16 protein-coding genes and 1 pseudogene are annotated in these 12,975 nt (G+C 68.7%); 8 read left to right on the top strand and 9 right to left on the bottom strand.

Going from position 1 to position 12,975, the window contains the following annotated elements:
* Window positions 1-820, bottom strand: an 820-nt coding sequence (locus tag ACYVIH_RS15965) for an MFS transporter (RefSeq protein ID WP_460870469.1), incomplete at its 3' end; no start/stop codon positions are given.
* 132 nt (window positions 821-952) lie between these two features.
* On the opposite strand from ACYVIH_RS15965, the gene ACYVIH_RS15960 reads away from it, so the two are divergent.
* Window positions 953-1,150: a DUF2795 domain-containing protein gene (locus ACYVIH_RS15960; protein ID WP_460870468.1), complete on the top strand. Its 198-nt coding sequence runs from the start codon at window positions 953-955 to the stop codon at window positions 1,148-1,150.
* A gap of 116 nt (window positions 1,151-1,266) precedes the next feature.
* On the opposite strand, the gene ACYVIH_RS15955 is transcribed toward ACYVIH_RS15960, so the two are convergent.
* From ACYVIH_RS15955 to ACYVIH_RS15945, 3 genes and pseudogenes are all read right to left on the bottom strand, one after another.
* Window positions 1,267-1,530, bottom strand: a complete 264-nt coding sequence (locus ACYVIH_RS15955; RefSeq protein ID WP_460870467.1) for a type II toxin-antitoxin system Phd/YefM family antitoxin — start codon at window positions 1,528-1,530, stop codon at window positions 1,267-1,269.
* A gap of 617 nt (window positions 1,531-2,147) precedes the next feature.
* Window positions 2,148-2,744 (bottom strand): DUF305 domain-containing protein, encoded by a 597-nt coding sequence (locus ACYVIH_RS15950; RefSeq protein ID WP_460870466.1) that lies wholly within the window; start codon window positions 2,742-2,744, stop codon window positions 2,148-2,150.
* A gap of 101 nt (window positions 2,745-2,845) precedes the next feature.
* A pseudogene (locus ACYVIH_RS15945) lies at window positions 2,846-5,149 on the bottom strand (heavy metal translocating P-type ATPase); the annotation flags it as partial.
* Between ACYVIH_RS15945 and ACYVIH_RS15940 the strand changes: the two are divergent.
* On the top strand, window positions 5,078-5,239 hold the full coding sequence (locus ACYVIH_RS15940; protein WP_460870465.1) for a hypothetical protein: 162 nt from the start codon (window positions 5,078-5,080) through the stop codon (window positions 5,237-5,239). The pseudogene ACYVIH_RS15945 and the gene ACYVIH_RS15940 sit on opposite strands and share 72 nt — an antisense overlap.
* Window positions 5,240-5,434: 195 nt before the next feature.
* Here ACYVIH_RS15940 and ACYVIH_RS15935 read toward each other — a convergent pair whose 3' ends face one another.
* From ACYVIH_RS15935 to ACYVIH_RS15915, 5 genes are all read right to left on the bottom strand, one after another.
* A complete protein-coding gene (locus tag ACYVIH_RS15935) occupies window positions 5,435-5,797 on the bottom strand; it encodes a heavy-metal-associated domain-containing protein (RefSeq protein WP_460870464.1) in 363 nt (120 codons plus the stop codon).
* Window positions 5,798-5,829: 32 nt separating this feature from the next.
* Window positions 5,830-6,114 carry a metal-sensitive transcriptional regulator gene (locus ACYVIH_RS15930; protein WP_460870463.1) on the bottom strand — a complete coding sequence of 95 codons (285 nt, stop codon included), beginning with the start codon at window positions 6,112-6,114 and terminating at the stop codon, window positions 5,830-5,832.
* A gap of 111 nt (window positions 6,115-6,225) precedes the next feature.
* Window positions 6,226-6,843, bottom strand: coding sequence for a peroxiredoxin family protein (locus ACYVIH_RS15925; protein ID WP_460870462.1), 618 nt, complete (start codon window positions 6,841-6,843; stop codon window positions 6,226-6,228).
* 13 nt (window positions 6,844-6,856) lie between these two features.
* The gene (locus tag ACYVIH_RS15920; RefSeq protein ID WP_460870461.1) at window positions 6,857-7,792 is read right to left on the bottom strand and encodes a cytochrome c biogenesis CcdA family protein; all 936 of its coding nucleotides are present in this window, start codon (window positions 7,790-7,792) and stop codon (window positions 6,857-6,859) included.
* A gap of 4 nt (window positions 7,793-7,796) precedes the next feature.
* On the bottom strand, window positions 7,797-8,099 hold the full coding sequence (locus ACYVIH_RS15915) for a glutaredoxin (RefSeq protein ID WP_460870460.1): 303 nt from the start codon (window positions 8,097-8,099) through the stop codon (window positions 7,797-7,799).
* Between the two features lie 859 nt (window positions 8,100-8,958).
* On the opposite strand from ACYVIH_RS15915, the gene ACYVIH_RS15910 reads away from it, so the two are divergent.
* Genes ACYVIH_RS15910 through ACYVIH_RS15885 form a run of 6 tightly spaced genes read left to right on the top strand, consistent with a single transcriptional unit; the run spans window position 8,959 to window position 12,974 of the window.
* On the top strand, window positions 8,959-9,534 hold the full coding sequence (locus ACYVIH_RS15910; protein ID WP_460870459.1) for a DUF305 domain-containing protein: 576 nt from the start codon (window positions 8,959-8,961) through the stop codon (window positions 9,532-9,534).
* Window positions 9,535-9,580: 46 nt separating this feature from the next.
* On the top strand, window positions 9,581-9,925 hold the full coding sequence (locus ACYVIH_RS15905) for an NADH-quinone oxidoreductase subunit A (RefSeq protein ID WP_460870458.1): 345 nt from the start codon (window positions 9,581-9,583) through the stop codon (window positions 9,923-9,925).
* Window positions 9,916-11,148 carry a hypothetical protein gene (locus tag ACYVIH_RS15900; RefSeq protein ID WP_460870457.1) on the top strand — a complete coding sequence of 411 codons (1,233 nt, stop codon included), beginning with the start codon at window positions 9,916-9,918 and terminating at the stop codon, window positions 11,146-11,148. The genes ACYVIH_RS15905 and ACYVIH_RS15900 overlap by 10 nt, the downstream gene beginning before the upstream one ends.
* A complete protein-coding gene (locus ACYVIH_RS15895; RefSeq protein WP_460870456.1) occupies window positions 11,141-12,109 on the top strand; it encodes a complex I subunit 1 family protein in 969 nt (322 codons plus the stop codon). The genes ACYVIH_RS15900 and ACYVIH_RS15895 overlap by 8 nt, the downstream gene beginning before the upstream one ends.
* A complete protein-coding gene (locus ACYVIH_RS15890; RefSeq protein ID WP_460870455.1) occupies window positions 12,106-12,675 on the top strand; it encodes an NADH-quinone oxidoreductase subunit J in 570 nt (189 codons plus the stop codon). The genes ACYVIH_RS15895 and ACYVIH_RS15890 overlap by 4 nt, the downstream gene beginning before the upstream one ends.
* Complete coding sequence (locus tag ACYVIH_RS15885) at window positions 12,672-12,974, top strand: NADH-quinone oxidoreductase subunit NuoK (RefSeq protein WP_460870454.1); 303 nt, start codon at window positions 12,672-12,674, stop codon at window positions 12,972-12,974. Before ACYVIH_RS15890 ends, ACYVIH_RS15885 begins: the two co-directional genes overlap by 4 nt.
* Window position 12,975 lies beyond the last annotated feature (1 nt).

The raw sequence follows: 12,975 nt of genomic DNA, 5'->3' as shown, positions 1-12,975 counted from the left end.
CCCTCACCCGCTCAAGGAACTGATCGGCGGCTGAGCGCCAACTGCACTCAAGCAGAGATGCAGGACCCAGGATCGAGATCGCGTGCAGGGTCACCGCGGTCCCGATCAGCGGGGGCGCAGCCATCACCAGCAGCAGTCTGACCGTGGTGGGTGTAGGCACGCTGCGGCCGCGGCGGGTCGACCGCATCGCCGGCGTTGCCACGACCGTCGTCGAGGTGTCGGCTGTCGCGGCCGGCTGTCGCGGAGGCCCAATACGCACCAACGCGCCCAAGGGAACCACCAGCACTGCGATCGCCAGTGCGAGCACGCGGTAAGCCGTGCGCCAGTCGGTGGTCACGATCAGCCAGGCGACCAAGGGTGGCAGCAGGATCGAGGCGCCGGTGACGCCCAGGTGGGCCAGTGCCATCGCTCGGGCGCGGCGCCGTTCGAAGCTCGCGGCCACCAACAGGGTCCCGAGTAGCGGAAGGGAGCCCTGGCCGGAGGTCCGTAGCAGCGCCACGGCCACGAAGACCGTCACCGCGCCCACGGCCACACTCGCCAGTACCGCAGCCGCCACCAGACCCAGGGACACCACGAACCACGCCGCTCGCAACCCCCGCCGGTCGATGAGCCGCCCGACCCCCACCATCGCCATCGCCGAGACGACCGTCCCGCCGGCGTACAGGGCCGAGAACGTCGTGCGAGAAAGGCCGGTGTCGAGGAGGAGGTCGTCGACGAACACCGAGATCAAGAAGGACTGTCCGGGCGCCGAGGCGGCGAACGCCACGGTGGCCAGCGCCAGCGTCCACAGTTGATGGCGCCGGTAGGCCCGATCGTGCACGGTCCCGCTGTCGGTGCTGGAGGTGGTCACCGGTCCATGATGCGACGTGGAACGAGGAGAACCCCAAACGCATGACCTTCCGTTGCGGTAGAGTTGATGGCTCAAGGTCACGCACGAAGAGGGAGAGCGTCGGTGTCGAGCCAGGTCAGCCCGGAGGAGATCAGCGCCTACGTCGTGGGCGCTTTCGGGTCGTCGTGGGCCAACCGCGACGCACTGCTGCGCGAGGCCAACAACCGGTGGGCGCCACCCGCGGTCATCCACGCCCTCCTGGAGATCCCGAACCGCTTCTACCGCAGCGCCGCGGACCTGCAGGACCAGCTCGCCTCCTGATTCCTGCCGTGATCCCACACGCGGAGCTCGGCCGCGGCTGCTGGATCGGTTCGGGGCGCCTGGTCTGGATGGCCTCTTTCGGGGGTGGGGTCAGGACCGGCTCGTAGGGCCATCGGTTACTGCAGGGCGCGGGCGGCGTCGACTCCGCGGACGACGTCGCCGGCAGCGTAGGCGGCATGGGCTTCACGGATGTCGGCCAGGGCGTCGGGGTCGCTGAGTACGGCGAGGGTCTCTTCGAGCTCGGCGAGATCGTCCGGACTCAGGATGACGGCTACGGCGCGGCCGTTGCGGGTGATCGTGACCCGCTCGTGCTCCTGGTCGACGCGGTCGATCACTTCGCTGAAGTGATCGCGGGCATCGCGGAGCGACTCGCTAGGCATGAACACGATTGTTGCGTACCGAGTCCGGGGACACAGCGGCGTTCGTGTCGGAGTCCACGAGTGGTCGGCGAGAACGCCTACAGAACCCTGGCGAGTGCGAGGTCGACGGGCTGCAGGGACGAGATTCGAAGCGTGTGCAACTTTTTGGCCGTTTACTCGTGTAGAACGGCTCGAACGCCGGCTGACGAGCGCAAAGCAAAGCAAGGTCGGCTGAGAGCGTTTGCGCAGGTCAGCGCACATGTGGGCCGACTGGAGCAAGGAGTCGCAAAGGTGTTGGTCCCGGACAAGGGGTCGCAGGTTCAAATCCTGTCAGCCCGACCAAAAAACCGGCTCTGACCTGCGGAAACGCAAGTCAGTGCCGGTTTGTCATTTGACGTACGTGACGGCGTCGTTACGTCATGAGGTTTGCCCACGCATTCGGCCGCTCACCTGGGCAAACGGCAGCCGATGAGCGCGGGGGAGCGGCCCGCCTTCGTTGGACGTTTACTGGTCGTAAACCCCATGGCCTAGGGCAAGAGCTCTGGCGCCGTTGCTTGCCGGAGGGGCGACCTGGTCTGGCTCCACCAGCACCGTGGGCAGCGCCCGATCGAGTCTGACTATCCCTCTCGTCGCGGACGTCAGAAGCCTTTCATCTTCGCGATCTCGGCTTGCTGGTCGCTCGCGATCTTCTTGGCCAGGGCTACTGCTTCGGCGTTCTTGCCGTTCGCTTGTTCGTCGCGAGCCATCTCGATTGCACCTTCGTGGTGTTCGGTCATCATCTGGACGAACATCTGGTCGAAGGCTGTGCCGCCGGATTCCTCCAGCCGGGTCATCTCGCTCTCGTCCATCATCCCGGGCATCTCACCTGAGTCACCGTGTCCCATGTCGCCGTGGTCCATGGAGCCCGACGGGCTCTCTTGCCCCCAGTCCTCGAGCCACTGGGTCATCGTCTGGATCTCGGGTTCTTGCGCACCCGCGATGTCCTCGGCGAGTTGCCGCACCTCGGGGTTCTCCGCCCTGTCCGCGGCGAGCTCGGCCATCTCGACGGCTTGTTGATGGTGGGGGATCATCTGGGTCGCGAAGGCGACATCGGCGTCATTGAAGTCGGCATTCGCAGCTCCGGCGCTGCTGTCGTCGCTCGATACTCCGGGGTTGCCGTCGTCGCCGCCGCAGGCGGCGAGGCTGAGCAGTGCAGCCAGGACGAGAGCTGCGAGGGCGAGTGTCTTGCGGGTCATGTCGGTTCTCCTTCGAGGTATGTGGTGACGGGGCTAGTGCGTCGCGCTGCGCGGAGTCGTGCGCCCGACCCGACGATGGGTGTTGAGAGCCGTGGTGCTCAGGCTGGCTGCAGCTTCCGCTTCGGAGCGGGCTCGGGGTGCGGGGGTGGGGTAGGCAGGTGGAGTCGTTTGAGCAGCAGGGCGTTGACTGCGACGAGGAAGCTGGAGCCGGACATGGACAGCGCCGCGATCTCGGGGCGGAGGACGAGACCGAAGGCCGGTTCGAAGACGCCGGCGGCGATGGGCAGGGCGATGGCGTTGTAGCCGACCGCCCAGCCGAGGTTCTGTCGCATCTTGCGCAGCGTGCCGCGGCCGATCGTGAGAGCGGTCGGTACGTCGAGCGGGTCAGAGCGCATGAGGACGACGTCGGCGGTCTCGATGGCGACGTCGGTGCCGGTGCCGATCGCGATCCCGATGTCGGCGGCGGCGAGGGCGGGTGCGTCGTTCACGCCGTCACCGACCATGGCGACGCGCTTGCCTCCCTGCTGGAGCTCGGTCACCTTGGAGGACTTGTCCTGGGGCAGCACCTCGGCGATGACGGTGTCAATGCCGAGCTCGTCCGCGATCCGCTGGGCGGTGGCCTGGTTGTCGCCGGTGAGCATGACGACCTCCACGCCGGCGGCGTGCAGGGCGGCGACGGCTGCGGCGGAGGTCTCGCGGACGGCGTCAGCAATGCCGAGGACGCCGACAGCCCGCCCGTCGACGGCGACGAGGACGGCGGTGCGTCCACCGGCGGCGAGGTCCTCGCGTCGGTCGGCGATCGAGCCGAGCTGGATGCCTTCGGCGTCCATCAGCCGTCGGTTGCCGATGGCGACCCGGTGCCCGTCGACGTCGGAGATGGCTCCGTGGCCGGCGACGTTGCGGAAGCCGCTCGCTCGGAGTGCAGGGACGCCGTGGTCTTCGGCGTAGCGCGCGATTGCCTGGGCCAGGGGGTGCTCGGATTCACGTTCGACCGCGGCTGCTAGGGCGAGCAGCCGGTCCTGGTCGATCCGGTCGACGACTATGTCGGTGACTTGGGGTTCGCCCTTGGTGAGGGTGCCGGTCTTGTCCATCACGGCGGTGTCGATGCGCGCCGAGGTCTCGAGGGCGGTGGCGTTCTTGAACAGGATGCCGCGTTTGGCGCCGAGGCCGGAGCCGACCATGATCGCGGTCGGCGTGGCGAGGCCGAGGGCGTCGGGGCAGGTGATGACGACGACGGTGATCGCGAACAGCAGCGCGGTCTGCACGCTGGCGCCGACCGCCAGCCACACCAGGAAGGTGCCGACCCCGCCGATGAGGGCAACGAAAACCAGCCAGAACGCCGCCCGGTCGGCCAGGCGCTGCCCGGGGGCCTTGGAGTTCTGCGCCTGCTGCACCAGCGCCACGATCTGCGCGAGCGCGGTGTCGGCGCCCACCTTGTCGCGCGCACCCGCAAGGTGCCGTTGATGTTGACGGTGGCTCCGGTGACCTGGTCACCGGGTGCCTTGTGCACCGGCAGGCTCTCGCCGGTGACCATGGACTCGTCAACCTCGGACTCGCCTTCCTCGACGACTCCGTCGGTGGCGATCTTGGTGCCGGGGCGGACCAGGAGCAGGTCGCCGACGACGACCTCGGCAGTGGCAATCTCGGCGGGCTCGCCGTTCCGGATGACGAGCGCCTGCGGTGGCGCCAGGTTGAGCAGCGTGCGGATGGCGTCGTTGGCGCCACCGCGGGCGCGCATCTCGAACCAGTGGCCGAGTAGCACGAACGCGGTGAGCACGGTGGCGGCCTCGTAGAACACCTCGCCGCCGCCGGTGAGGGTGACCCCGAGGGAGTAGAGCCAGCCGGCGCTGACCGCGACCGCGACGAGGACCATCATGTCGAGCGTCCGGGCGCGCAGTGCGCGCCAGGCACCGTCGAAGAAGATCCAGGCCGAGTAGAAGATGACCGGCAGGGACAGCAGCAGGCTGAACACGTCGTCGCGGAGTCCGAACGGCGCGGGCGTCTCGAACCCGATGACCTCACGCCCGATGGGCGACCAGAGCAGGATGGGTATCGACAGCAGCGCGGCGAGGAGGAACCGGTTGCGCATGTCGCGGACCATGTCGTCCATCGACATCGCGGGGTGACCGCCGTGCCCCATCGCTTCGTGCGGTGAGGCTACGGGTGCTTGTCCGGTCCCGTGGCCAGCGGGGGGCTCAGCCATCGGGTCGCAGATGTGTTCCGGCACCGACTGCCCTTCGCAGTGGTAGCCGCACTCGCGCACCCAGTCGCTCAGCTGGATCAGGTCGGTCTTCGCCGGGTCGTAGGTCACGTTCGCGGTCTGGGAGACGGGGTTGGCCTCCACCGCCAGGACGCCGGGTCGCCGACCCAGCACTGCCTCGGCGACGTTCTTGCTGCTGGCCCAGTGGACCCCCGACAGCTCGAGCACCGCGGTCGACGCGCTGCTGTCCCCGCGCCCGTCGGGTAAGTACTGCTCGTCGTGGCGGCTCATCTGATGCTTCCTTGAGGTGGGGGCCGGTGATCACAAAAGAAGTCAGGCCGACGCCGGCTCGGGTCGACGCTTGATCGTGGTTCCAGGGGGGTCCTCGCTGCGGTGGTGTGCTGTGTCATCGGCTCCCTCTCGTTGGCCGACAGGGTGTGCGGCCGGGGCCACGACTCGCCGGGGTGTGTGCCGTGGGTGGCTGCCGACGTCAGGCGAGCTGATAGTCGCCGGCCTCGTCGAGCGCGGCGACGACCTGGGACGCTTCGAGTGGGGCCTGACTGGTGACGGTCACCGTGGAGGTGCCCCCGGCGACCAGGTCCACCTGTACGTCGGTGACGCCGCTGAGGGCTTTCAGCTCGCTGGTCACCGAGCTGGCGCAGTGACCGCAGGTCATTCCGGTCACCGCAAAGCTCTGCGTGGTCTGGTCGTTGTCGACCTGGCTCTCCTCGATGTCCGTGTCGGGTGTGGCCGTGTCGGTGCTGCCGCAGCCGCAGCCGCCACATCCGCAGCCGCCGGTCTCGGTGCTGTTGTCGAGCAGCTCGAGGCTGCGGACCGTGTCGGGGTTGTCCATCACTTCTTCTCCTCGTGCATGTGGTGGATAGGTCAGGAGTGGACGAGCCGGGCGATCGCCCGGCTCGCCTCGGTGAGCTTCTGGTCGCGTTCGGTCGGATCGGCGGCGTGGGTCAGGCAGTGCTGCAGGTGCTGGTCCAGCAGCATCAAGGCGACGCTCTCGAGTGCCTTGGTGGCGGCCGCGACCTGGGTGAGGATCTCCACGCAGTAGGTCTCGTTCTCCACCTGACGTTGCAGGCCGCGGACCTGGCCTTCGATGCGGCGGAGCCGGATCAGGAGAGCCTGCTTGTCGGTGATGTAGCCGGGTGTGGTCGTCATGGGAGATCCATCTCGGGCCCGTCGAGGCAGTTCTGACGATACCCCCGCGGGGTATCACGTCAAGGGCGCTGGGGAACCTTCACGGAACCTTCATGTACCGCCGCGTCCCGGTCAGGCGCCGAGGCGGGTGCGGACCTCGTCGAGGAGCTCGGTGGGGTCGAGCCACATGGAGGGGTACTCGCCGTACCACCGCTGCTGACCCTCGGAGTCGATGAGCACGAAGCTGTGGCCCGGAAGACCGGCGTGCATGCCCTTGCCGAGGGTGCCGTAGGCGTCGGAGACGGTGCCGTCGTCGAGCAGGAACGGGGTCTTGACCTCGTTGAGCACCATGTCGGCGAGGATCTGTTCGCGGGTGTTCATCACGACCGGCAGCACGGTGATGTCCTCGGCAGCGAACGCCTTCGCGTGCTTCTCGATCTCGCCCATCTGCACGATGCAGGACTGGCAGCCGGCGCCCTCGTTGAAGTAGAGAAGCACGTTCTCCCCACGGTGGTCAGCGAGGGTGTGCTCGACCCCACTGGTGTCGGTGAGGGCGAAGTCGGGCGCGGAGCGGATCTCAGAGGAGGACTGCGGCTGGGAGGTGAGCAGCATCGCGGCCACGATCCCGGCGAGCGCCACGAGGACGACGCCCCAGATGATCAGCCGCATCCGCTGTTCGGCACGGTGTGACTGTGCCAGGACGGCCTCGGCGCGTGCACGTCGTTCGGTGGTGACGGTCTTGGTGGACATGCGGCGGCGCTCCTCAGTGGCGGTGGGTGCTGGTCTGGTCGGCTGTGGTGCCGTGGCAGGCATCCGTGCGGTCGTGGTCGGTGGTGTTGGAGCCGTGCCGGTCGCGCAGGCTGGCGATGACGAAGATGGCGGCCAGGGCGAGCACGGCCAGGCCCAGGAGGGGTTCGGGCACGGGGTCGGTCCAGACCTCGATCCGGGTGAAGATCCGTTCGAGGTTCTTGCCCATGGCGACCTGGAACCCGGGTCCGCCGGTCATCTGGCCGGTGTTGGCCAGGTAGATCACGAAGCCGCCCATGACCGCGAACGCGGCGGCGACGGCCAGGTTGACGGTGTTGGTGGCCAGGATCTTGCCGGCGAGGCGGATCCTGACCGGCTTGGCCCGGAGGAACTTCCTCTCGCCGAGCCGGTAGCGGTCCCACAGCAGCGCCATCACGAACAGGGGGAAGACCATCCCGAAGGTGTAGGCCAGTCCGAGGGTGATCCCGCCGATCGCAGAACCCGACAGAGCCGAGAGCGCCATCACGCCGACGAGCACGGGCGCGCAGCAGCTCGAGGCGATCCCGGAGAACACACCGAGGGCGAAGAAGCTGGCGGAGTCGCCGCGGGCGGTGTCGGGTGCCCGCAGGAAGGATGGCAGGCTCATCATCCTCCCCGACAGGCTCAGGGCCGCGAGGGCGAGCATGAGGACGCCGCCGGCGTAGTAGAGCGGGGCGTGGTAGTTGGCGATGGCCGAGGCGACCAGGCTCATCCCGAGGGTGATCGGGACCAGCACCAGCGCTAGCCCTGCTGCGAACACGAACGTCAGCGGCAGCAGCCGCCAGCGCCGGTTCTTCACCGCGACCGCCATGTAGGAGGGGGCGAGGAACACGATGCAGCACGGCGCGAAGAGCGCGACGCCGCCGGCGAAGAACGCCGCCAGCACCGACCCGGTGGTAAGGAGCTCTCCCATGAGCTCAGCCCACCCTGGTGTGGGTGAGGCCCTGTCGCTGCTCGAGGAGCTTCGCCAGCTTCCGGCGGGGGAGCCGGCCGTGGCTGAAGAAGTCACCGTCCACGAGCACCAGGGGGCTCATCGACGCCCGGTGGACCTGCATGAGCCGTTGCCCGGTCTCACTGCGCACGTCGACCGTATTCACCGACAGCGGATACCTGGCGGCCAGCTCGCTGAGGGCCCGCTGCGCGTCCTCGCAGAAGTGGCAGGCCTCGCTCTCCACGACCGTGATCCGGCTCGGTTCGGGGGACGGCGGGTGGCTTGGCATGGGGCTCTCCTGGGGTGCGCGGTTCGCTGTCTGCACCACCAGCGTCGGCGGCGCGCACGATGATCCCGGCGAGGTCCGGTGAAGGTTCGCTGAAGATCGGCGGGACCAAAGTCCCGGCCGCGTGCTCCGCTCAGGCCGAACGAGTCGGTCCGACCGGTCGCCGCCTAACTGGAGTCGTGAGGTGTGAGCCCCGGAGTGCTGGGTATGGGCCAGAGTGATGGACACCGGACCTGCGCGCTCGAGCTTTGCGGCCTCCCCGTCGGGGCGGCTTCTTGCGCTGCTCGCGGCAGCGGCGTTCCTCTTGGCGGCATTGACCGGCAACTCCTTCCCGTTGCATGTCGGGATGACCGCGGGCGCACCTGAGTCGACCGTCGCCGCGGACATGGTCACGAACGCGCTCGCGGGATCGGGAGCCGTCCTCGAACGGGTGCACAAGGTGGCACCCGCCACGGCAATGCCGATGCCAGTCGGTTCCGAGGCCCAGCACCTGATGCACCTCGTCGGGGCCTGTTTGGCGGTGCTGGCCGCGGCAGCCCTGCTCCTGCGCCTGCTACTCCAAAGGCGAAGCCTTCTGGGTAGTCACCCAGCCGTCATTGCAGTCCCACGCCCTCTGACCCCGCGTCGCGGCGGCCTGTGGTCTCCACCACCCCCGTCGCCGCCGACCTCCTCTCCGGTCATCCGGACGTAACGGCGGCATGCCTTCGGTCCCTGGCCGAACCACATCGGCCTGACGCGAGCCGCCCAGTTCAGGGCCATCGGGCGTGCCCGCTGTACCAGCAGCCCTCGCCCCTCCTCTCGGCGGCACAACGTCTCAGGAAGGGCTGTGCAAACACGCCACGTTTTGGAGAGGACTTCGAGCATGACCACTCAGACGAACCAGCCCCAGCAGTCCGAGCACGAGCAGCACAAGAAGCACGAGCGGAAGATGTACCTCATCTTCGCGGGGATGATCACCACCTCGACGGTGACGATGTTCCTGCTCACCTACACCAACGCCTTCACCTGGTCCCACATGACCTTCAGCGAGGAACGGGTCTACATGGCGATCCTCATGGGGTCTGCGATGGCCATCATCATGCTCGGCTTCATGTGGGGAATGATGTACAAGAACCGCAAGATCAACGTCGCGATCATCGTCGGTGCCCTCGTCGTCGGCGGCACCGCCTTGTGGCTCTCGCGGTCGCAGACCTTCGTGCAGGACGAGGCCTACATGAAGGGCATGATCCCGCACCACTCCATCGCCATCCTCACCAGCGAACGTTCGCAGATCAGCGACGTGCGCGTGCGCAAGCTCGCCGACGAGATCATCAAGGCGCAGCGCATCGAGATCGACGAGATGAAGTGGCTCATCGAGGACATCGAGAAGAACGGCCCGGCTACCACGCAGGACGAAGCCCAGCAGCGTCCGGTCCCCAAGTTCGAGGCCAGTCCCTGACAGTATCTGCAGCGGGCCGTGACCGTGAGATCCGGAGAGGAGTGTCATGTACACAGGGGTGGTCGTGACGGCGATCGCCGCTGCGGCGCTCGTCCTCGGGCTCTACGCGTTGCACCGGATTGCTGCGGTGGCACCGCACGCGCTGACGGTACTTCCGTTCGACTCGGGATCTGTCCCCGAGCAGCACGCACTGTCGCGCTACCACGTGCGGTGGTACCTGGCGACGCTGCTCTTCCTCGCCTTCGACGTGGAAATGCTCTTCATGTACCCCTGGGCGGTCGTTGTCGCGCAGGTCGGCGCGACCGCGGTCGTTGAGATGTTCCTCTTCCTCGCCGCGCTTTTCGTTGCCGTGTTCTGGGCTTGGCGGGAGGGGGCGCTGCGGTGGGTCTGAGCGACATGGTCGCGCGTTCGGCCGCCCGACACGCGCACGTTCTCGTGGTCGAGGTGCCGGGGTGGTGGCGCACCCGGGCGGCGGTCGAGCATGAGGTACTGGCTCGAGGCTGGAGCCTCGCGTTCGCGCCGGCTGATGCCGACGTGCTCGTCGTTTGCGGTGAGGCGGGGCCAGGGCTCGCCGCTGCGTTCAAGCTGGTTTGGCACCAGATGCCCGGGCCGCGAGTGCGCGTCGACGTGCGGGCGTACGACGACGTGGCCGCCTGTCTCGACGAGGCGCACCGCGTCCTGCTCGACACCGACCACCACCGGCACGACGCGCGGCACCGTCCCGAGGCCGCTGACCTGCTCCTCGAGAGCGGCGAGGGCGAGGTCGGCGAGGGCGCTCACGGGGACACGGGCCACGAGGGCATGGACCACGGCGGCGGCCACGAGGGCATGGACCACGGCGGCGGCCACGAGGGCATGGACCACGGCGGCGGCCACGAGGGCATGGACCACGGCGGCGGCCACGAGGGCATGGACCACGGGGACATGGACATGGCTCCGGGTGGGATCCCGCTCGCCGAGGGTGGTGAGGATCGTGACGGCCTCGAGATGGACGTGCTCCAGGTCCGGCTCGGCCCCGTGCTACCGCACTGGCCGGCCGGTTTGGTGCTCCGGTGCGCTCTCCAGGGTGACGTCGTCACGGAGGCGCGGGCCGAGCTCCTGGACGGCGAGCCGCCTCGCGAGGAGGCACCGGCGCCGCTCGCCCGCGGCCTGGACAACCTCGCCTCGCTCCTGGCGCTGGCCGGGTGGGACGACGCCGCGGCTGAGGCGCGCCGCATCCGCGACATCGCCCTCCGGGACGATGGCGAACCGACGGCCGGTCGGGTCGAACGACTCCGTGGCAGGGTGCGTCGTTCCAGGACGTTGCGCTGGTCGCTGCGCGGCGTCCGCCCGCTGAGCGAGGAGGACGTCCACCGCCTCGGTCTGCCGGCCGACGCGGTCGGGGACACCTACGACCGGTTGATTGGCATGCTCGAACGCGCGGCGACCGGCGACAGGCCTGCGCCCACCGGCGACGAGCCGCACACGGGCGACGGCCACAGGACCCCCTCGCCCGACCGGCTGGCACACCTGGTCACCGGGCTGGACGTAGCCACAGCGCGTCTGGTCGTCGCGAGCCTCGACCTCCACGGCCTGAGCGCCGGAGACAACGAGCACGAGATGTCCCATGGCTGAGCCCATGCCGATGCCCGGGTCGGGCGCGACGGACTCGGCCGTCATGACGGTCGGACCCGCCTGGGCGGTCCTGGCGGTGGCGATCCTCGGTGCGCTGACTGTGGCCGCTGCAGTCCTCGACGGAGCACTCGCCGCGCGGGCGAACGGCGCCTCCGGCGGTGTGGTCCGGCCCTTCGGGGAGGCCGCCCGGTTGATGCGGCAGCGGCGTCGTACGACCGTCGAGTCCGACAGCCTGCTCTGGCGCATCGGCGGCGCCGGGCTGCTCGTCACCGCCGCCCTGATGGTCACGGTCGTGCCGCTGGGGGAGTGGACGATCTTCGACCTCGACGTCGGCGTCATGTGGTTCAACGCGATGGACGTGGTGGTCTGGGCGATGGTCTGGCTCACCGGATGGGGAGCGAACTCCGCGCACTCCCTGGTGGGCGGCTACCGGTTCCTCGCGCACGGGCTGGGCTACGAGCTCCCGCTGATGTTCGCCCTGGTCGCCCCGGCGATCGCCGCGAAGAGCCTGAACGTCGGGGTGGTCGCAGCCGCTCAGAACGACCTCTGGTTCGCGGTCTGGATGCCGGTGGCGTTCCTGGTCTACCTGCTCGGCGTCGTGGCGTTCTCGGTCTGGGGACCCTTCGCCCCGGCCCTCGGCGCGGACGTCGCCGGAGGGGCACGTGCGGAGCTGTCGGGGGTGGACCGTCTGGTCTTCGAGACCGGGCGCTACGCGCTCCTGGCTGCCGGGGCCGCGTTCGCGGTGCCGATGTTCCTCGGGGGTGGCGCCGGCCCGGTGTTGCCGGCGTGGGCGTGGGTCCTGGTGAAGACCGTGGCGGTGCTCGCGGTCCTGGTCTGGCTACGTCGGCGCGTGCCCGCGTTCCGGCCCGACACGTTCATGGAGGTGGGCTGGATGCTGCTGCTCCCGGCCGTACTGCTGCAGGACCTCGTCGTTGCCGTCGTGATGGTGGGGAGGTCGTGACCGTGCTGCTCGACATCGCCTTCTGGGGCTTCGGGACCGTCGCGGTGCTGGCCGGTGCGGCGGTGTTCTACGTCGACTCGATGGCCCGGGCGACGTACGCCCTCGCGCTGTCCTTCATCGCGGTCGGCCTGCAGGTGCTCTTCCTGCAGCAGAACTACGTCGGCGTGGTGACGATCCTGATGATGGTCATGGAGATGGCGATCATGGCCGTCTACATGGTGATGTTCATGGGGATGAACCCCGCGCTGATGCCGATGAGCATGGTGCACAGCAACCGGGCGGCCCTTGGCGTCGCTGTCGCCACGTTCCTCACGCTGGCCGCAGGCATCCTCGTCATCGACTGGCCCGAGCGCCGCGGCAGCCCACCGCCGGACGTGACGGTCGCCCTCGGCGAGGCGCTGATGGGCCCGAAGATGCTGGTGATGGCCGTGATCAGCCCGGTCATGGTGGCCACCATCGTCGCCGGCGTCGTCCTCGCGGCGCATCGCAGCCGCTACGACCGGTTCGGCGACGACTTGAGGCAGCGCCCCGCGGACGACCCCCAGGCGGGAGGTGTCGGTCGATGACGCTCGAGGCGACCCTCCTGATTGCCGCCGGGATCTTCAGCGTCGGGCTGTACGGCGCGATCTCCCAGCAGGTCGTGGTGATGGTGATGATGGGCCTGGAACTCATGATCAACTCGGTCATCCTCGCGGCCGCCGGCTTCTGGTGGTTCCTCGCGCCCAACCCCAGCGGGCAGGTGCTGCTGATGGTGATCATCGCCGCGATGACCCTGGAGATGGCGATGGGGTTCGCGGTCGCCACGCTGCTGCACCGCGAACGCAACGCGGACATGACCGACATGGCCACGGACCTGTCGGGGTGAG

The organism is Nocardioides pakistanensis (assembly GCF_054781215.1).
This window is presented reverse-complemented; position numbering and strand designations above follow the sequence as displayed.